The 19,463-nt window shown below is 66.8% G+C and carries 17 protein-coding genes and 1 pseudogene; 10 read left to right on the top strand and 8 right to left on the bottom strand.

Translation table 11 applies throughout. The annotated features are described in order from the left end of the window. Positions 1–44: 44 nt before the first annotated feature. The 3 genes from ABD050_RS23005 to ABD050_RS22995 form a co-directional block, all read right to left on the bottom strand. The gene (locus tag ABD050_RS23005; RefSeq protein WP_343891858.1) at positions 45–2,312 is read right to left on the bottom strand and encodes a ribonuclease R family protein; all 2,268 of its coding nucleotides are present in this window, start codon (positions 2,310–2,312) and stop codon (positions 45–47) included. A 295-nt stretch (positions 2,313–2,607) separates the two neighbouring features. Beyond that, on the bottom strand, positions 2,608–3,675 hold the full coding sequence (locus tag ABD050_RS23000) for an acyl-CoA dehydrogenase family protein (protein ID WP_343891857.1): 1,068 nt from the start codon (positions 3,673–3,675) through the stop codon (positions 2,608–2,610). Positions 3,676–3,815: 140 nt separating this feature from the next. After that, positions 3,816–5,036, bottom strand: coding sequence for an acyl-CoA dehydrogenase family protein (locus ABD050_RS22995; protein WP_343891856.1), 1,221 nt, complete (start codon positions 5,034–5,036; stop codon positions 3,816–3,818). 133 nt (positions 5,037–5,169) lie between these two features. Here ABD050_RS22995 and ABD050_RS22990 point away from each other — a divergent pair, with 133 nt between their 5' ends. Next, positions 5,170–6,390, top strand: coding sequence for an MFS transporter (locus ABD050_RS22990; protein ID WP_343891855.1), 1,221 nt, complete (start codon positions 5,170–5,172; stop codon positions 6,388–6,390). Positions 6,391–6,487: 97 nt separating this feature from the next. On the opposite strand, the gene ABD050_RS22985 is transcribed toward ABD050_RS22990, so the two are convergent. Further along, positions 6,488–7,270, bottom strand: a complete 783-nt coding sequence (locus ABD050_RS22985) for an SDR family NAD(P)-dependent oxidoreductase (protein WP_343891853.1) — start codon at positions 7,268–7,270, stop codon at positions 6,488–6,490. 71 nt (positions 7,271–7,341) lie between these two features. Here ABD050_RS22985 and ABD050_RS22980 point away from each other — a divergent pair, with 71 nt between their 5' ends. The 7 genes and pseudogenes from ABD050_RS22980 (at position 7,342) to ABD050_RS22955 (ending at position 13,196) form a co-directional block, all read left to right on the top strand. Continuing rightward, complete coding sequence (locus ABD050_RS22980; RefSeq protein ID WP_343891852.1) at positions 7,342–8,868, top strand: class I adenylate-forming enzyme family protein; 1,527 nt, start codon at positions 7,342–7,344, stop codon at positions 8,866–8,868. A gap of 122 nt (positions 8,869–8,990) precedes the next feature. Next, a pseudogene (locus ABD050_RS29105) lies at positions 8,991–9,119 on the top strand (thioesterase family protein); the annotation flags it as partial. Between the two features lie 57 nt (positions 9,120–9,176). Beyond that, complete coding sequence (locus ABD050_RS29100) at positions 9,177–9,641, top strand: thioesterase family protein (protein WP_425542508.1); 465 nt, start codon at positions 9,177–9,179, stop codon at positions 9,639–9,641. A 135-nt stretch (positions 9,642–9,776) separates the two neighbouring features. Then, positions 9,777–10,193, top strand: a complete 417-nt coding sequence (locus ABD050_RS22970) for an EF-hand domain-containing protein (RefSeq protein ID WP_343891850.1) — start codon at positions 9,777–9,779, stop codon at positions 10,191–10,193. Positions 10,194–10,253: 60 nt separating this feature from the next. Then, positions 10,254–11,012 carry an EF-hand domain-containing protein gene (locus ABD050_RS22965; RefSeq protein ID WP_343891849.1) on the top strand — a complete coding sequence of 253 codons (759 nt, stop codon included), beginning with the start codon at positions 10,254–10,256 and terminating at the stop codon, positions 11,010–11,012. A gap of 118 nt (positions 11,013–11,130) precedes the next feature. Next, a complete protein-coding gene (locus ABD050_RS22960) occupies positions 11,131–11,850 on the top strand; it encodes a response regulator (protein WP_343891848.1) in 720 nt (239 codons plus the stop codon). Between the two features lie 38 nt (positions 11,851–11,888). Continuing rightward, a complete protein-coding gene (locus ABD050_RS22955; RefSeq protein WP_343891946.1) occupies positions 11,889–13,196 on the top strand; it encodes a sensor histidine kinase in 1,308 nt (435 codons plus the stop codon). A gap of 9 nt (positions 13,197–13,205) precedes the next feature. Here ABD050_RS22955 and ABD050_RS22950 read toward each other — a convergent pair whose 3' ends face one another. The 3 genes from ABD050_RS22950 to ABD050_RS22940 form a co-directional block, all read right to left on the bottom strand. After that, positions 13,206–13,616, bottom strand: coding sequence for a type II toxin-antitoxin system VapC family toxin (locus ABD050_RS22950; protein ID WP_343891847.1), 411 nt, complete (start codon positions 13,614–13,616; stop codon positions 13,206–13,208). After that, on the bottom strand, positions 13,616–13,861 hold the full coding sequence (locus tag ABD050_RS22945; RefSeq protein WP_343891846.1) for a type II toxin-antitoxin system Phd/YefM family antitoxin: 246 nt from the start codon (positions 13,859–13,861) through the stop codon (positions 13,616–13,618). The genes ABD050_RS22950 and ABD050_RS22945 overlap by 1 nt, the downstream gene beginning before the upstream one ends. Before the next feature lie 506 nt (positions 13,862–14,367). Further along, a complete protein-coding gene (locus ABD050_RS22940) occupies positions 14,368–15,291 on the bottom strand; it encodes a LysR family transcriptional regulator (protein ID WP_343891845.1) in 924 nt (307 codons plus the stop codon). A gap of 94 nt (positions 15,292–15,385) precedes the next feature. Between ABD050_RS22940 and ABD050_RS22935 the strand changes: the two genes are divergently transcribed. Together ABD050_RS22935 and ABD050_RS22930 are read left to right on the top strand one after the other, a co-directional pair. Continuing rightward, positions 15,386–16,177: an SDR family NAD(P)-dependent oxidoreductase gene (locus ABD050_RS22935; RefSeq protein WP_343891844.1), complete on the top strand. Its 792-nt coding sequence runs from the start codon at positions 15,386–15,388 to the stop codon at positions 16,175–16,177. 41 nt (positions 16,178–16,218) lie between these two features. After that, on the top strand, positions 16,219–18,087 hold the full coding sequence (locus ABD050_RS22930; RefSeq protein WP_343891843.1) for an ABC-F family ATP-binding cassette domain-containing protein: 1,869 nt from the start codon (positions 16,219–16,221) through the stop codon (positions 18,085–18,087). A 108-nt stretch (positions 18,088–18,195) separates the two neighbouring features. Here the strand turns inward: ABD050_RS22930 and ABD050_RS22925 are convergent, their stop codons facing one another. Beyond that, positions 18,196–19,446 carry a cytochrome P450 gene (locus ABD050_RS22925; protein WP_343891842.1) on the bottom strand — a complete coding sequence of 417 codons (1,251 nt, stop codon included), beginning with the start codon at positions 19,444–19,446 and terminating at the stop codon, positions 18,196–18,198. Positions 19,447–19,463: the final 17 nt, after the last annotated feature.

Here is a 19,463-nt window from a genome sequence, read left to right as displayed (position 1 = left end):
GATCTGCGCGCCGATCATGACACGCCCCGCCCGCGCCGCAAAGCCTATCGCTTGCGCCCCTGATGGCGGATGTTCGCCGGCCGCCCGCGCCGCTTGATCACCCGGGCGGGGCGAACATCGCGCTCGGTACGCGCACCCTTGCCGTCGACCATCTCGAAGCGGAGAGCACCCGACACCGGATTGGCCTCGGCGAGCCGCAATTGCAGCTTCTGGCCACTTGAAAAGACGGTGCCGCTCTGCTCGCCGACCAGCCGGCGACCCACTTCGTCATAGCGAAAATACTCGCCGCCGATGTCGCGCACCGGCATCAGGCCGTCGCCGCCAATCCCCTCTACCGTCGCAAAGAAGCCGAAATTGGTGACGCCGGTGATCCGCGCGTCGACAACCTGCCCGACCCGCTCGGACAGGAAGGCGGCGACATAGCGGTCGATCGTGTCGCGCTCGGCCTCCATCGCGCGGCGCTCCAGCATCGAGATGCTTTCGCCGATCTTCTCCATCGACCCGGCTTCGCCCTCGGTCAGCCCACCGGGGCCGAGATCATAGGCATGGACCAGCGCACGGTGGACGATGAGATCGGCGTAACGGCGGATCGGCGAGGTGAAGTGGCCGTAGCTGCCGAGCGCGAGACCAAAATGGCCCTGATTGGCGGGGGCATAATAGGCCTGGGTCTGGGTGCGCAGCACCTGCTCCATGATCTGCGGGCGGAAGTCCACATCGCCGACCTTGTCGAGGATATGGTTGAAGGTCCGCGGCCGCACGACCTGGCCGAGCGCGAACTCGACGCCGAAGGTCTTGAGATAGTCCTTGAGCGCGACCAGCTTCTCGCGGCTCGGCGGCTCATGGACGCGGTACATGACCGGCGCCTTCTTCGCCTCGAGCGTCTTGGCCGCGGCGACATTGGCGGCGATCATGTAGTCCTCGATCAGCTTGTGCGCATCGAGCCGCTCGCGCGGCGCGACCGAGAGGATCCGCCCCTTCTCGTCGAGCACGACGCGGCGTTCGGGCAGATCGAGATCGAGGGGCGCGCGTCTTTCGCGCGCCTTGTAGAGCGCGCGCCAGCAGGCCCAGAGGGGGAGGAGGGCGGCGAGGATGTCTGCCCTCCCGCTTTCTTGCTCCCCTCCCGCAAGCGGGAGGGGGACTAGAGCGGGAGAGGAGGCATGCGCGTCGATCATCTCCTGGGCATCTTCATAGGCAATGTTCGCCGCGATCCGCACCACTGCCCGCGTAAACCTCCAGCTCTTCAGTTCGCCCGACTTCGATATCCGAAGATGGCACGCCAGCGCCGCGCGATCGACGCCCTCTTTCAGTGAGCATATGTCGGCCGACAATTCCTCGGGCAGCATCGGCACGACCCGGTCGGGGAAATAGACGCTGTTGCCGCGCCGCCGCGCTTCCCTGTCGAGCGATGAGCCGGGGCGGACGTAGAAGCTCACATCGGCGATCGCGACGATCGCCTTCCAGCCGCCGGCATTGGCGGGGTCGTCGTCCGGCGCGGCCCAGACCGCGTCGTCATGGTCGCGCGCGTCGGCTGGATCGATCGCGACGATGGGCAAGTGCCGCAGATCCTCGCGCCCCTCTCCGAGCGGCGCCTTCGCCATCCGGACCGCTTCCTCGAGCGTCTCGGGCGAGAAGACATCGGGGATGCCGAGCTTGTGGATCGCGATCAGCGAGAAGCTGCGCGGCGCGAAGGGATCGCCGAGCCGCTCGGTCACCCGCACCGTGATGCGCGGCGGCCGGCCGGCCTTCTCCGCCAGCACGAGATCGCCCGGCCCGGCGTCACCGGCGTCGGAGACCATGAAGTCGCGGCGTTCCTTCTTCTCGACACCCTGGAGCCAGAGCTTGCCGCCTTCCTGATGGAGCACGCCTAACACCAGCTCCTCGCCGCGCGCGAGTTGCTTCATCGGGTGCGCGATCCAGCCATTGCCGGCCTCCTCGGTGCGCGCGAGCACCCGATCCCCCACGCCAAGCGCGCCGCGCTTGCGTTCGCGCACGCGCAGGCGGGGTGCCGGCGCATCGGCCTCCCAGCGCTCGGGCACCGCCCATACCGTGCCGTCGTCGCCGACATCGGCAATGCGCAGCACCGTAACCTTGGGCAGGCCGCCCATCTGGTGGAAGGCGCGACCCGGCGCGCTGTCGATCAGCCCTTCATCGGCCATGTCCTTGAGCAGTGCCTTGAGCGCGATCTTCTCCTGCGCGGTCAGGCCGAAGGCGCGCGCGATCTCGCGCTTCCCCGCCGGGACATCGGAGGTGGCGATGAAGTCGAGGATCTGCTGGCGGGTGGGAAGGCCGGGTTGGTGTCTTGGCTTGGGCATTGACCGGAGATAGGGGGTCGCGTCGCTCCCGTCACCTGCGCGCGCAACACGGCCCTATTGGGGTGGAGCCGGCGCGGCACTCCATCCGTCAGCTTTTCCCCGATACACGCTGGGGTTGAATCTGCTCTTCCCCGGCGAAGGCCGGGGTCCAGTTGGGAGGCCTTCATGGCGACCCGCGTCGTCCCTTTCCCCTGTTCAGCAACTGGGCCCCGGCCTTCGCCGGGGAAGAAAAAGGGTTACCTGTCAGACGCGTATCATCGTCCTGTGATGAGCCTGCCGTGACGATGCGGTTAGCTCAATAGCCGTTGAGGCGGGCAAAGCGTTCGCGGTGGAAGGCGGCATTGCCCCACATCGTCTCCAGCACCTGCGCGCGCTTGATGTAGAAGCCGGCGTCGTGCTCATCGGTCATGCCGATGCCGCCATGGAGCTGAATCATCTCGCGGCTGACGAGGTGAAGCGTGTCACCGGCAAGCGCCTTGGCGAGGCTGACTGCCTGATCGACATCCGAGCGGTTGGCGTCGATCGCCTCGAGCGCGCCTTCGACCGCCGAGCGCATCAGTTCGAGCTCAGTGAACATCTTCGCCATGCGGTGCTGGAGCGCCTGGAAGGTCGAGAGCGGCTGGCCGAACTGGACGCGGGTCTTGAGATAATCATTGGTGGTCGCGAAGGCCTGTTCGGCCATGCCGAGCATCTCGGCGCAGAGCGCCGCGGTGGCGCGGTCGATCACCTTGGCAGTGAGATCGGTACCGCCGAGCTTCTCGGCCGCCGCGCCCACGAAGCTGACCCGAGCGTGGCTGCGCGAATCCGCCATATGGCGCGGCGAACGCGCGACGCCGGCGTCGCCCGGGACGAGATACAGGCCGTCGGTCGCAGACACGACGAACAGCGCCGCGCTGTCACCTTCAGCCACGAATTCCTTGGTGCCGGTCAGCGTGCCGCCGCTGACGCTAGTGGCGAGCTTCGCTGGATTGTGGACCGGCCCTTCGTCGATCGCGAGGGTGGCGACGATGTCGCCGGCGGCGATCTTCGGCAACCATTCGGCCTTCAGCGCTTCCGACCCGCCAAGCACGATCGCCGTTGCGGCAGCCGCGGTCGAGGCGAGCGGGGATGCGGCGAGGTTTCGGCCGAGCTGCTCGAGGACCAGGCCGAGCGAGAGATAGCCGAACTCGCTGCCGCCATAGGCTTCAGGCACCACGATTCCGGCCCAGCCCATCTGGGCGATCTCGGCCCAGGCGGCGGGGTCATAGCCCTCGCCCGGCGCGGCGTCGCGTATCTTGCGGAAGGCGCTGACGGGCGACTCATTGTCGGCCCATTCGCGCGCCATGTCGCGGAGCATTGTCTGTTCGTCGTTGAGTACGGCCATTGTTCTGCCCCTTGAAATCTCTTCTTCCGTCATGCCGGACTTGTTCCGGCATCCACTCTTCCGCTTGGGTACGCTGGAGCCTCCAGCCTCGCGCCTCGCCGCAGAGTGGACCCGGAACAAGTCCGGGGTGACTGCCCTGATTATTGGTGGTCGAGCATCCCGAGGATGCGCTTGGCGATCACATTGTTCTGGATCTCGCTCGATCCGCCATAGATCGACACTGCCTTGCCCCACAGCCAGGTGCGGGTCTGGCTCAGCTCGGCCTCGGTGAAGCCCTCGCCTTCCCAGCCAAGGCCGTTCATCCCCATGATCTCGATCGAGAGCTCGGCCCGATCCTGAGTGATGCGGGCGCCGACATTCTTCATGATCGACGTCGCCGCCGAAGGGCCCTGGTTCGACTTGGATTCGAGCGCGGCGCGGCGCAGCGTCAGCGCGAAGGCCCGGCTGTCCATTTCGTGCCGGACGATCCGCATCCTGAGATCGCTGTCGTCGATCCGGCCCTGCTCGTCCGCGCCGCGATATTGCTTCGCGAGCGCGCTCATCGAGGTGCCGGCGAACAAGCGACTGACCGCGCCGCCGCCGCCCGACAGATTCTGCCGCTCATGCTGGAGCAGCCGCTTGCCGATCGTCCAGCCCTCGCCCTCACGGCCAACCAGATTCTCCTTGGGAACCTTCACGTCCGTGAAAAAGGTCTCGCAGAAAGGCGACGCGCCCGAGATCATCTTGATCGGCTTCACCTCGACGCCGGGCGAGGTCATGTCGATCAGCAGGAAGCTGATGCCCTCATGCTTTTTCGATTTGTCGGTGCGGACAAGCGCGAAGCATTTGTCGGCCCATTGGCCGCCCGAGGTCCAGGTCTTCTGGCCGTTGACGAGATAATGATCGCCCTTGTCTTCAGCGAACATCTGGAGCGATGCGAGATCCGAGCCGGCGCCCGGCTCGGAATAGCCCTGGCACCAGCGCACCTCGCCCTTCGCGATCGCCGGGATATGCTCGTTCTTCTGCGCTTCGCTGCCATATTCGAGCAGCGTCGGGCCGAACATCATCACCCCCATGCCGCCGATCGGATTCCAGGCGCCGATCCGCGCCATCTCCTCGCCGAGCACGCGTATCTGAGCACGATCGAGGCCACCGCCGCCATATTGCGCGGGCCAGCCGGGCACGCCCCAGCCCTTTTCGCCGAACGCCTTTTTCCACGCTGCCTCGTCGGCCGAGGGCTCGGTCGGCCCCTCGACCGTCGCCATCGGGTTCTCCTTGCCCTTCAGCGCGGGCGGGAAATTGACCTCGAGCCAGGCGCGCGCCTGGCTGCGGAATTCCTCCAAGGCGTCGGCGGGGCGGTCGAGATCGGCGGCGGTCGCCATGCATGCTCTCCTGTGCGAACCGAATCTGAATTTCGGGTATGGCGCAGGGATGGCACAGATCGGCTGCCATGCAAAGAGGCGCGACAAGCGTCGACGGAACCCCTAAACCGGGATGCATTCCCCGGGGGTACAGATGAAGTTCGAACACCGCGCCATTCCGATCGCGCTTGCCGCGGTGCTGATCGACACGATCGGCTTCGGCATCATCATGCCGGTGTTCCCCAAGCTGATCACGACGCTCGGCCACACCGATCTCGAGCACGCCACGCGTTTCGCCGGCTATCTGCTCGTCATCTTTTCGCTCACCCAGTTCATCGCCGGGCCGATCCTCGGCAATCTCAGCGATCGCTTCGGGCGCCGCCCCGTGCTGATCGCGTCAATGCTGTCGTTCGGCATGGACTATGCGTTGATGGCGTTCGCGCCGACGCTTGCCTGGCTGTTCCTCGGCCGCGCCATCGCCGGCGCGGCGGGCGCGGTCTATGGGCCGGCGAGCTCAGTGCTGGCCGATGTGACGCCACCCGAGAAGCGCAGCGGCGTGTTCGGCTATATCGGTGCTGCATTCGGGATCGGCTTCGTGATCGGCCCGGCGCTCGGCGGCGTGATCGCCGATTTCGGACCGCGCGCGCCCTTTGTCGCAGCCGCCGTGCTCGCGCTCGGCAACGCCGCGGTGATGGCGCTGGCGATGCCCGAGACGCTCGCGCCCGAGAACCGCCGTCCCTTCCACCTGCGCGACGCGCATTTCATCGGCGCCTTCCGGCCGCTGTTCGAGGCGGGCAATGCGGCGCCATTGCTGATCGCTGCGTTCATCTGGCAGCTCGCGCACATGATCTACCCGGCGACCTGGGCATTCTGGGCAACCGCCCGCTTCGGCTGGGACGCGCGCGCGATCGGCTGGTCGCTGACCTTTGTCGGGCTGGTGATGGCGGCGGTGCAGGGCGGCCTGACCGGCCGGATCATCGCCCGGGTCGGCGAACGACGGGCGCTGGTGATCGGCCTGGCGAGCGGCGGCATGGCTTTCCTCGCTTACGCGTTCATCACCCGGAGCTGGCAGGCTTATGCCCTGTTCCTGGTGAGCGCGATGTCAGGCCTCGTCTTCCCTGCGGTCAACGGGCTGTTGTCGCGGATGGTCGATGCGTCGCGTCAGGGCGCGCTGCAGGGCGGGATCGGCAGCATGAACAGCGTCGCCGCGATCCTCAGCCCCTGGCTGCTGACCCAGGCGCTCGCGACCGGGGTCGATCACGGCTTTCCCGGAGCCGCTTTCCTGCTGGCGGCGATCTTCGCCTTCACCGCGCTCGGCATCATCGTGTGGAAGGTGCTCGATCGCGTGCCGCGCGCGGCCGGGACGGTCGGGTAGCGCAGCGTTCCCCCCTCCCCTCGATCCCATGGCGGGGGCGCACAAGGCGATCCACCTTCCTGCTTCCCCGGCAGGCCGGGGATTCGGCGCAAGAAGTCTAGCTCTCCCGCCCCGGTCTCCTCGACAATCCGATATCGAGATGAGCCCCGGCGTCGAGCACCATCGTTTCGCCGGTGATCACCCGGCAATCGGGATCGAGCAGCATCACGACCGGGCCCGCGATGTCGTCAGGCCCGGCCGCCATTTCCATCGGCACGCCGGCCGCGATCCGCGAGTTGAGCTTGGCGAGCCCGTCGGTGCCGAGCCTCTTCTCGAACCAGCCGGTGCCGACATAACCGGGCGCGACTGCGTTCACCCGGATCGACGGCGCGAGCACGCGGGCGAGGCTCTTGGTCATCGTGATCAGTGCCCCTTTCGAGGCGGCATAGGCGACTGACGAACCATGCCCCCAGACGCCGGCGACCGAGGCGATATTGACGACCGCCCCGATGCCGCCCTCACGCATCGCCGGCGCGCAGGCGCGGATCATCTGAAAGGGGGCGATGGTGTTAAGCCGGTAAATGTCGATGAAATCCTCGGCCTGGAGCGCATCGAGATTCTCGTGATGGGCGAATTTGGTCCGGCCGGCGTTGTTGACGAGGAAGTCGATCCGCCCGAACGCGTCGATCGCCGCCTGGGCAAGGGTGCGGCATGCGGCATCGTCGACGATATCGGCCCGCACCGCGATCGCGCCGTCGACCTCCGCCGCCAGCGCCTCGGCCTCGTCGCGGCTGCTCGCATAGTTGATCACGCAGCGCACGCCCCGCGTCGCCAGCCGCCGAACCACCGACGCGCCGATGCCGGTGCCGCCGCCGGTGACGATCGCTACCGCATCCTTCATGACTGTCCTTTCCGTGATTTTTCGAATGTCGCGTATGGCATTTCGTGCGGCCCTGGCCTAGCGGGCGAGGCATGATTGCTGCCGACCTGCTCGCGAGCGACTTCGCGACCCTCCCCGATCTGATCCGCGCCCATGCCGCCGAGCGCGGCGGCAAGATCGCGCTTGCCTCCGACGCCGGCGCGCTTGATTATGCCGGCCTCGACCGGCTGATGGACCGCATCGCCGCCGCGCTCCACCGCGATGGGGTGGCGCAGGGCCAGGCAGTCGCGATCGTCGCTGCTTCCTCTATCGAGTATGCCGCCGTCTTTCTCGGCGCGCTTCGGGCCGGCTGCGTCGCCGCCCCGCTCGCGCCTTCCGCGACGGCCGAATCGCTCGTCGCGATGATCGCCGACTGCGGGGCGCCGATTGTCTTTCTCGACGAAGACGCGGCGGCGACGCTCGGGGGGCGGGAAATTGGCGCGAAGACAGTACTCCTCACCGCGCTGGAGGCGTGGCTTGCGCCCGAAGGCGCAACGCCCACCCCCGTCACCATTGCCCCGGAGGACGGGTTCAACATCATCTATTCCTCGGGCACCACCGGCACGCCCAAGGGGATCGTCCAGAGCCACGCGATGCGCTGGGCGCATATCCACCGCAACGCATCGGCCGGCTTCGGCGACGCAGTGACGATGATCGCGACGCCGCTCTATTCGAACACCACCCTGGTCAGCTTCCTGCCGACGCTCGGCTGGGGCGGCACCGCGGTGCTGATGAAGAAGTTCGACGCGCGCGGCTTTCTCGAGCTTGCCGAGGCGCACCGCGCGACTCATGCGATGCTCGTGCCCGTCCAGTATCAGCGGATCATGGCGCTGCCCGATTTCGACAGCTTCGATCTCTCGAGCTTCCGCTTCAAGACCTGTACCAGCGCGCCTTTCTCGCCCGCGCTCAAGGCTGACGTGGTGGCACGCTGGCCCGGGCTGCTGGTCGAATATTACGGCATGACCGAGGGGGGCGGCACCTGCCTGCTCGTCGCCAACCAGTTCCCCGACAAGCTGCACACTGTCGGCCGCCCGGTCGAGGATCATGACATCAGGCTGATCGACGAGGACGGCAACGAGGTGCCGCAAGGCGAGATGGGCGAGGTCGTCGGCCGATCGCCGGCGATGATGACCGGCTATCACGGCCGCAGCGAGGCAAGCGCGGCGGCCGAATGGTTCGACGCCGAGGGGCGGCGCTATATCCGCCACGGCGATGTCGGGCGCTTCGACGAGGACGGTTTCCTCACCCTGCTCGACCGCAAGAAGGACCTGATCATCTCGGGCGGCTTCAACATCTATCCGACTGACCTCGAGGCAGTGCTGGCGCAGCATCCCGCGGTCGCCGATTGCAGCGTGATCGGCATGCCGTCCGAGGCATGGGGCGAGACGCCGGTCGGCTTTTATGTGCCGCATACCGGGGTTGATGCGAGCGTGGCCGACATCCTTGCCTGGACCAATGAGCGGCTCGGCAGGACTCAGCGCCTCGCAGCACTTCACGCGATCGACGAGCTGCCGCGCAGCGCGATCGGCAAGGTGCTCAAGCGCGAACTGCGCGACCGGCTGGCAGGGACGGGCGCGTGACGCCGCTCGCCGATATTCTGGCCTCGGCGGTGCCGACCGAGACCGGCTTCAGCGCAGCGATCCCGGCCGACTGGCTGCAGGGCCGCACCAGCTATGGTGGCCTTTCCAGCGCGCTCGCGCTTCATGCGGCGCAGGCGTGCGAGCCCGATCTGCCGCCACTGCGATCAGCACAGATCGCCTTTATCGGACCGCTTTCCGGCGCGGTTTCAGTCACGGCGACGAAGCTGCGCCGCGGGCGCAACGCCGCCTTCATCCAGGCCGATATCGCCTCCGAAGCGGGTTTGGGCTTTCGCGCGACCTTTGTGTTCATGTCGGACCAGCCGTCGCAGATCGATCTCGACGGCCGGCTGCAAAGCCCGCACCGCCCGCCCGCGCCCGACGCGAAGCTCTATACCGGGCCGGACGAATTCTTCACCGGCAATTTCAACTTCCTCGATCTGAAGGACGCGGCCCCCGGCGAGGCTGAATGGCTGCGCTGGGCGCGGCTGCGAGCATTCGAGGGGCTCGACCCGATGATCGAGGTGCTCGCCGTCGCCGACGGCCTGCCGCCGGCTGCTTTCAAGCTGCTCGGCAAGCGCCAGGCACCGATCAGCTCGCTGACCTGGATCGTCAACCTGCTCACCCCGGCGCCGTCGACGCGCGACGGCTGGTGGCTGCTCTCGGCCCAATCCGACTATGCGAAAAACGGCTGTTCGAGCCAGTCGATGATGATCTGGAATGCCGATGGCCAGCCGATCGCCCAGGGCATGCAGAGCGTGGCGATCTTCGCCTGACCCTTCTCCCCGGGCGGGGAGACGTTGCGACAAATTGCGACACTTTTTTCGCGCGCTGACATAGGCGCGAGACAGTTGCGGACGACAAGGCCTCATGCCGGGATATCCCACGGCCGACAGACATGAGGATTCAGCATGAGGAAGTTGTTTCTCGCCGCGGCATTTGCCGGCACGATGACCGGCGCCGCAGCGCTTGCCGGCCAGGCGGCTCCGGCCGGCCAGGGCGCTCCCGGCGGCAATGGCCGCGGCGGCATGATGATGCGGGCCGACACCAATGGCGACGGCAAGATCTCACAGGCCGAATTCACCGCGATGATGGACCAGCGCTTTGCGCGCCTGGACAAGAATGGCGACGGCTTCATTACCGCTGACGAAGTGAGCGATATGCCGGGTCGCGGACCGGGTGGCGGCGTGATGGCGGCAGATACCAACCATGACGGCAAGGTCTCGCATGCCGAATTCACCGCGCTGGCGACAGCGCGCTTCGCGAAGCTCGACGTGAACGGCGACGGGCAGGTCACGCCCGACGAAATGAGCGCCCCGCGCAACTGAAACCGACAGCACGGGTCGCGATCGCGCAATGCGGCGCGGCCATCAGACAGAGGACAGAGCATGAAGAAATTGTTTTTCGCCGCAGCGCTTGCCGGTACGATGCTCGGCGGCGCGGCGATGGCCGGCCAGAGCGCTCCTGCCGACCAGGCTCCCGGCCATGGCGGACATGGCCGCGGCATGATGATGCGCGCCGACACCAATGGCGACGGCATGATCTCGCGCGCTGAATTCATGGCCCAGGCGGACGCCCGCTTTGCGCGGATGGACAAGAATGGCGATGGCGTGATCACCGCCGACGAGATGGGCCGCATGGCCGGTCGCGGCCCCGGCGGCGGGCTGATGGCAGCCGACACCAACCATGACGGCAAGATCTCGCGCGCCGAATTTGCCGCACAGGCGGCAGCGCATTTCGCGAAGCTCGACGCCAATGGCGACGGCCAGATCTCCGGCGAGGAGATGAAGGCAATGATGGAGCGGATGCATGAAGGCATGGGCGGTCGTCACGGCCCCGGTGGCGCGGGTGGCCCGGACGGGGCGATGATGCCGCCGCCTCCGGCCGGCCCGATGGGCGGCCCGGGCCATCACGGCGCCAGGATGCTTGAGCGGCTCGACACCAACCATGACGGCAGGATCAGCCGGGACGAGATGCGCGCCGAAATGGACAGGCATTTCGACAAGCTCGACGCCAATCATGACGGCTTTATCGACAAGGCCGAGATGGAGGCGGCGCACGACCATATGAAGCAGCATATGGGCAAGCGGATGCGGGACATGCCGGGGGCCGACGACGCCCCGCCCCCGCCGCCGCCGGGCAGCTGACGGCACGCGCTGACAGGACACCGGGCCGCCATCCCCTGGCCCGGACGCCGGGCGGGTATCCCCCTCGCCCGCCCGGCATTTTTTTCAAAAGCGATCGATCATGCTAGACGCCGAGCCCATGGGAGAAACGCCACATTTGCTGCTCGTCGACGACGAGCGTTCGATCCGCGAGCCGCTAGCGCAATACCTGACCAAGCAGGGCTTCCGGGTGACGCAGACCGGCGATGCCGAGGCCGCGCGGACCCGGCTTACCGCTTACGCGATCGATCTCGTCATTCTCGACATCATGATGCCCGGCGAGGACGGCCTGAGCCTGTGCCGCCACATCCGCGAAACCAGCGAGACCCCTGTCATCCTGCTCACCGCGCGCAGCGAGGAGACCGACCGGATCGTCGGCCTCGAAATGGGTGCCGACGACTATGTCGTGAAGCCCTTCTCTCCGCGCGAGCTCGCCACCAGGGTCAAGGTGATCCTGCGCCGCGCCGCTGCCGGGGGCACGCGCCAGCATGCCCCGGACAGCGGCTCCTTCGCCTTTGCCGGCTGGGTGCTCAAATCGGGCGAGCGGGCGCTGGTCGACCGCGAAGGCGTCTCGGTGCCCCTCTCGACCGGCGAATATAATCTCCTCCACGCGCTGGTGACGCGCCCGCGCCAGGTGCTGACCCGCGACCAGCTGCTCGACCTTACCCAGGGGCGCGAGGCAGCTGCGTTCGACCGCGCGATCGACAATCAGGTCAGCCGGTTGCGGCGCAAGATCGAGGCTGATCCCAAAAGCCCCGACCTGATCAAGACGGTTTGGGGCGGCGGCTATACGCTCGCCGCCGAAGTCACCAGATTGTGAGTCGTATCCGGCTCTGGCCGCGCAATTTCTCCGGGCAGATGGCGTTGCTGATCGCAATCGCCCTGTTCGTCGCGCAGGCGATCAACTTCGCGATGCTCCTGCAGGACCGCCGTGCCGCCCGCTACGAGCAGGCGACCGGACCCGCGGTGGCGCGGATCGTCGATGCGATCGAGCGTGCCAATGCCGGCCACCCGATCGAGCGCGGCCCCGGGCGGTTGCACCAGGCGGACGTGTCCCCCGTCAACCCGGCGGGCGAGCATCGCGCGGATGTCGAGCAGGGGCTGCGCACCGAGCTGGCCGAGGCCGGGCTCAAGGTCGGCCGGATCGAGACCGAGGTTCGCGACCTGCATCGCGGCGACCCGCGGCTCAGGCGATGGAACCCGCGGGCGGCCGATCGCGCGGTGCGGATGGGCGGCGAGATCATCATTGCGGTCGAGCGGCCCGGCCATGGCTGGCTGGTGCTGGGCGCGCCCTGGCCGCGCGCCGAGGCCTATCTGATCTGGCGGCTGATCTGGCAGACGCTGATCCTGTACGGCATCGTGCTGCTGCCGGTGCTGTGGATCGGTCGCCGGTTGTCGCAGCCGCTGCGCAGCCTGGGGGTCGCGGCGCGCACCTTCGTGCCGGGCGAGGTCGACATACCGGTCGAGGAGCGCGGGCCACATGACCTGCGCGACGTGATCGTCGCCTTCAACGCGCTCCGCCTGCGCGTGACGGCGATGCTCGACGAGAAGGACCGCATGCTCGGCGCGATCGGCCATGATCTGCGCACCCCGCTGGCTGCGCTCCGCGTCCGGATCGAATCAGTCGAGGACGAGGCCGACCGGACCAAGATGGCCGACACGATCGAGGAGATGAATCGCACGCTCGACGACATCCTCTCGCTCGCCCGGCTCGGCCGCCCGAGCGAAGCCCTGACCGAGGTGGATCTGGCAGCCCTGGTCGATGCGGTGGTCGAGGATTTCCGCGATCTCGACAATGATGTGAGTTTCGAGGAAGCCGAGCGGCTCCGCATGCGGCTGCGCCCCTCGCTGATGCGCCGCGCGGTGCGCAACCTGATCGAGAACGCAGTCAAATACGGCAAATCGGCCGAGGTGCGGATCGCGCCGGGCGTGAACGAGGTGGCGATCGTCGTGGCTGATCAGGGGCCGGGCATTCCGCCGGATCAGCTCGGCAATGTGTTCGAGGCGTTCACCCGTCTCGAAACCTCGCGCAACAAGGAGACCGGCGGGATCGGCCTGGGCCTGGCACTGGCGCGGGCGATCGTGCGCAATGCGGGCGGGGACATCACGCTGGAGAACCGGCCCGAAGGCGGGTTGGCCGCGACGATCACGCTGCCAAGGGGCTGACGGTCGCCCCTACGCGTCTTCGCCGATCAGCCGCACGCCCTCGGCGCGAGCCGCCCGCGCCAGCGTCTCGTCGAGGGTAGCCAATGAGATGCCGCGACGCTGCGCCAGCTCGAGATAGGCCGCATCACAGGCGGTCAGTTTATGGCGACGCGCGAGCATCATCAGCGTCGCCTCGTTCGCGGCATGGTCGAGGCTGATCGGCAGGGCCGCGAGCAGCGCCAATGCCCGGTCGGTCTGGGCGCCATCGAAGCGCCCCCGACGCTCGCTGACGAGGAATATATTGCGTATCTCCAGCCACCAAAGGCCGGGGGCCACAGCGCTATCGTCAGGAAACAGTGCATAGGCTGCATCAGCCCTGGGATCGGCCTCGTCCGGCAGCAACCAGCTTGCTGCGACCGATGCGTCCGCGACGAACGGCATCAGTGGCGATGCCCTTCGTGACGCGCGGCGAGGAGCTCGTCCACGGTGAGACGAGGCATGGTCTCACGAAAAGCGGCAATCTGCTCCATCACCCTTTCGACCTCCGCCTTGCGCCGGTCAGCGACCGGGACGAGCTGCGCGACGGGCTGCCCGTGGCGGGTGATCGTGAAGCTCTCGCCGCGTTCCACCGCGGTAAGCAACTGAGTCAGATGGGCCTTCGCCTCGGAAGACTGTATTTCACGCATCGAGGTCTTTCGATTGGTCAATTAGACTGGTCAATATATATGCAGAAGGGCGTGGGGCTGCAACCACTGCGCGGTGGGCCGCCAGAGAGGGCAACCACCTGCTCCTGGAGATTGCGCCGCGCGCTGCGCTTGTGACGACCAGCGCAATCGACGGATTGCGGAGCGGGCGTGATGGCACGCTTTTCCCTGTTATCGCGGCGAAACAGGGAAAAAACAGGGAAAGGATTTTTTTCTGCGCGGTTTTTCGGTCCGTCTTCCGGATATATTTCATTTATTATCAGATATTTGGTTACGTTTTTCGCTGTTATTCGATAACAGCGAAACCGATGCGCGGAACAGGGAAACGCTTCGGCGATAACAGGGAAAGACCCGCCGCATAACAGCGAAGCGCGGCTCGACCGCGTGGCGAAAGCGACGGTGATGATACGACTCCACATCAACGGAACGTTGCATGGCCAGTCGCAAAGTTGAATCGGACTAGGCCCCCACGAGCCTGGCCCCACGCCTCACGCGACGCCCGCCCCCAGCAGGGGCGATGCCCTCAATTCGGCGACGAGGTGATCGATGAACATACGGACTCGATGCGGCACCATCCCGCCACCGACATAGATGGCGCTGATATTTTCGAGATCGCCGGGATTGTCGGCCTCGAGCAACGCCACCAGCCGGCCGGCGGCGATATGCTCGGCAACGTGGAAAAGACCGAGCCGCGCCACGCCCGCGCCCGCCAGCGCCATCTGCCGCATGGTCTCGCCATTGTTGAGCTGAAGGCTGCCCGACACCGGCTGCTCGATCGTGTCGCCATCGCGCCTGAACGGCCAGGTCGAACGCGCGCGCCGGAAGTTGAAGGTCAGGCAGTCGTGATCGGCCAGGTCCTCGGGCCGCAGCGGGATGCCGCGGTGCGCGAGATAGTCGGGCGATGCGCAAATGACGCGACGGCTCTGGCCGAGCCTACGCGCGACCAGCGCGGAGTCCGGCAGCGTGCCCACCCGAATCGCGACATCGGTGCGTTGTGCCAGCAGGTCAACCACATCGTCAGTGAGGCTGAGATCGACCGTGACCTGAGGATTGCGTTCCACAAAGCGCCTGACCGCGGGCGCGACGAACATCGTGCCGAAGGGTACCGACGCACTGACGCGCAACCGCCCGCGCACCGCGCCGCCCGCGGCCTGCTGCTCCGCGTCGTTCATCTCCTGGAGGATGCGCATCGCTGCGCGGTGATAGGCTTCGCCCTCGTCGGTCAGGCTCAGGGCGCGCGTGGTCCGCACCAGTAGGCGGACGCCGAGCCGCGCTTCGAGCCGCGCGATCAGCTTGCTGACGGCCGACGGTGTCAGGTCGAGCGTGCGCGCCGCAGCGGAAAAGCCGCCCTCCTGCACGACCCGGACGAAGACCTCCATCTCGCCTGACCGTTCCATGGGAATGCGCGGCATTGATGAATTCCATTCATAGCTGCTGATCGCTCTCTGGAAATAGTTATCGGGCGGGGCAAGCCCTAAATCTCCCGGGCAACGCTGGAGACACGCCATGGACCTCGAACTGACCGACAAGACCGCGCTCGTAACCGGTGCCACCGCCGGCATCGGCCTCGAGATTGCCCGCGCGCTTTCCCTCGAGGGCGCAACCGTGACCATCACCGGACGCACCCGAAAGAAGCTCGATGACGCCGTCGCCGATATCCAGGCGTCCGGTGGCAAGCCGGTGACGGGTCTGCTTGCCGATGTCGCGACGGTGGAGGGCGTTGCCGCGGTGACGGCGGCGCTTCCGCACATCGACATCCTGATCAACAATCTCGGCATCTATGAGAGCAAGGCGTTCGGCGACATCAGCGACGATGACTGGGCGCATCTGTTCGACGTCAATGTGATGAGCGGTGTGCGGCTCTCGCGCGCCTATCTGCCCGCCATGCTCGACAGGAACTGGGGACGGATCATCTTCATTTCGAGCGAATCCGGGCTCGCGGTGCCTGAGGACATGATCCATTATGCGACCACCAAGACGGCGCAGCTCTCGATCTCGCGCGGCCTGGCGCAGCTCACCCGGGGCACCAACGTCACCGTCAACGCAGTGATGCCCGGGCCGACCCGCTCCGAGGGAATCGAGGATTTCCTGCGCAGCCAGGCGACCGACCCGAGCGCGCCGATCGCGCAGATCGAAGCCGAGTTCTTCGCGACCGCCCGCGCCTCGTCGATCATCCAGCGCATGGTCGAGGCGAAGGAGATCGCCAGCCTGGTCGCCTATGTCGCGAGCCCGCGCTCGTCGGCGACCAACGGCGCCGCGCTGCGTGCCGAGGGTGGGCTCGTCAACACGATCGCCTGATGCCTCTTGGGATTTGCTGCACTGCATGATAAGCGGCCGCCATGCTGAATATCAATGGTATCACGGTGCGGCTCGGCGGGCGCACGATCCTCGACCGCGCGAGCGCGACTCTGCCGGCGCGCAGCCGCGTCGGGCTGATCGGCCGCAACGGCGCCGGCAAGTCGACGCTGATGAAGGTGATGATCGGCCAGCTCGAGCCCGATGACGGCGAGATCGAGATGCCGCGCAAGACGCGGATCGGCTATCTCAAGCAGGAAGCGCCGAGCGGCAATTCGACCCCGATCGAGACGGTGCTCGCTGCCGATACCGAGCGTGCCGCCCTGCTGGCCGAAGCCGAGACCTGCCATGATCCCGACCGGGTCGGCGAGCTGCACGACCGGCTGATCGCGATCGACGCCTATACCGCCGAGGCGCGCGCGGCGCGCATCCTGGTCGGGCTCGGTTTCGACGAGGAAATGCAGGGCCGGCCACTCGACAGCTATTCGGGCGGCTGGAAGATGCGCGTCGCGCTAGCCGCACTCTTGTTCTCCGAGCCCGACCTGCTGCTGCTCGACGAGCCGTCGAACCATCTCGATCTCGAAGCGACCTTGTGGCTCGAGAATTTCCTCAAGGCCTATCCGGCGATGATGGTCGTGATCAGCCATGAGCGCGACCTGCTCAACAATGTCGTCGACACCATCCTCCATCTCGAGGGCGGCAAGACGACCATGTACAGCGGCGGCTATGACAGCTTCGAGCGCCAGCGCGCCGAACGCGCCGCGCAGCTTGCTGCCGCCAAGGCAAGCCAGGACGCGCAGCGCGCCAAGCTGCAGGACTATATCGCCCGCAACAGCGCGCGCGCCTCGACCGCGAAACAGGCCCAGTCGCGCCAGAAGATGCTGGCGAAGATGCAACCGATCGCTGCGATGGCCGAGGACCCGAGCCTGTCGTTCGACTTTCCGAGCCCCGAGGAACTGCGCCCGCCGCTGATCACGCTCGACATGGCGAGCGTCGGCTATTCGGAAAAGCCGATCCTGCAGCGGCTGAACCTGAGGCTCGACCCCGATGACCGGATCGCGCTGCTCGGCCGCAACGGCAACGGCAAGACGACGCTCGCCCGGCTGCTGGCCGCGCAGCTGACGCCGATGGACGGCGAGATGACGTCGAGCGGCAAGATGCGGGTCGGCTATTTCACCCAGTATCAGGTGGAAGAACTCGACACCGACGACACGCCGCTCGAGCATATGACCCGGATGATGAAGGGCAAGACGCCCGGCGCGGTCCGCGCGCAGCTCGGCCGGTTCGGTTTCTCGGGCGACAAGGCGACGACCAAGGTCGGCCGGCTTTCCGGTGGCGAGAGGGCGCGGCTGGCGCTGGCGCTGATCACCCGCGACGCGCCGCACATGCTGATCCTCGACGAGCCGACCAACCATCTCGACGTCGATGCGCGCGAGGCCCTGGTCCAGGCGCTCAACGCCTATGACGGCGCGGTGGTGATCGTCAGCCATGACCGCCACATGATCGAGCTGACCGCCGACCGGCTGGTGCTGGTCGATGCCGGCACCGCGAAGGAATATAATGGCAGCATGGAGGATTATATTTCCTTCGTGCTCTCAAGCGACGGCGCGGCGGGCGGCGGCAAGTCGAAGGCCAACCGCAAGGAGGAGCGCCGCGCGGCGGCCGAGGCACGCGAGAAGAGTGTCGCGATCCGCAAGCGCGCGCAGGAAGCCGAGGAGCTGGTCGCGACGCTCAACGCGCAGCGCAGCGCGGTCGACCGGGCGATGTTCGATCCGTCGAGCGCCGAGCCGGTGCTGCGCGCGCTCGGGATGAGCGACCTGATGAAGCGGCGGGGCGAGATCGAGAAGAAGCTCGAGGCGGCGGAGGCCGCGTGGCTGGAGGCGAGCGAAGCGCTGGAGATGGTCGAGGCCTGACCTTATCTTGCCGTCACCCCGGACTTGTTCCGAGGTCCACGGAGCCGCGTGAGCAACGCCTGTACGTCTCGCGGAAGGGTGGATGCCGGAACAAGTCCGGCATGACGTTCAGGAGGGGTCGAACTCAACCGTCAGGTTCATCGCGAAGATTCCCTCAAGCCGCAATTTGCCCTCGGGCCCTGCCGCACGGCGCAATCCGGGTCGCTTGAGCACTGCCTTGCAGATCGCCGGGATCATCTGCTGGTTCATGTACAGCCCGAAGCACTGGTGCATGCCCCAGCCGAAATTCATATAGGTGTAGTCAGGCCGGTCGAGCCGGAATTTGGTCGGGCTGGCGACGCGCCGCCCGTCGAACATCGCTGACCGCGTCGCCGCCATCACCCGCGTGCCCGCCGGGATGATCCGCGCCCGCATCGTGCCGCCGGCGATTTCGTAATCAGCCGAGCAATCGCGGAACAGGCCGGGGGTCAGGGGATAATAGCGGAGCGCCTCGAAAACGTAGCGGGAGACCAGATCATCATCGTCGGCCCGCGCCGCCGCCTGCGCACCGGCCAGCTCGGCCGGCCGGTCGAGCAGCACGTCGAACAATTGCGGAATGATCATCGGCGGCTGCGGCAGCCCGCCGACGATGAAGCCGATCATGTTGTTGCGGATGCCGTCGTCATCCATGCCGGGCGTGCCGATGTCCTGGAGCTCGAGGCAGCGTTCGAGCACATCGTCATGCTGGCCCCGCGCGCCCTTGCGATCGGCAATGCATTTCTCGACCCGCGCGCGCATCGCAGCCGCGACCGGGCGCACCTTTTCCTCGAACACGGGATCGTTCGCCATGTCGGCGAACATGAACTGGAACAGCAGCCGGGCCTGGTCCGAAAACGCCGTCACGTCATCGGCCGGCGTCCCGAAATAACCGCTGAAGAAGCGCGTCGTCAGGTCCTGGGTCAGCTCCATCGCGAGATCGACCTTTCCGGCCGGCGCTGCCTTCGCCATGGCGGCTTCGGCCATTGCCTCGACCTCGGGGCGGATGCGCGTCAGTGCTTCGGCGCGCGGCGCCGCGAGGCGCATCGAGCTGCGGTCGCGGGTGGAATCCGGCGTGTCGCGCATGCCGAGGAAGATATTGCCGCCGTCCATCAGCAGGTTGAGCTTTGGCGCATAGATCACGTCGAAGACATTGGGATGAGTCAGCACCTCGGCGACATCGTCGAACCGGGTGACGAGCGCGAACTTCCTGCCCTTGAAGCTGACCACCAGGATCGGCGCCAGGTTCCGGGCGATCCGGAACACAAGCTCCATATGGCTCATCAGCCATCCGCCGACGGCGGACATGACGCGATCGGCGAAGCTCTTTGGCTGGGTGCTCATGCAGGCCTTTCGATCAG

The sequence above is a fragment of the Sphingomonas oligophenolica genome, from assembly GCF_039522915.1.
GTDB lineage: Bacteria > Pseudomonadota > Alphaproteobacteria > Sphingomonadales > Sphingomonadaceae > Sphingomonas > Sphingomonas oligophenolica.
The sequence above is the reverse complement of the archived record's forward strand: the minus strand, read 5'-3'. Positions and strand labels throughout refer to the sequence as shown.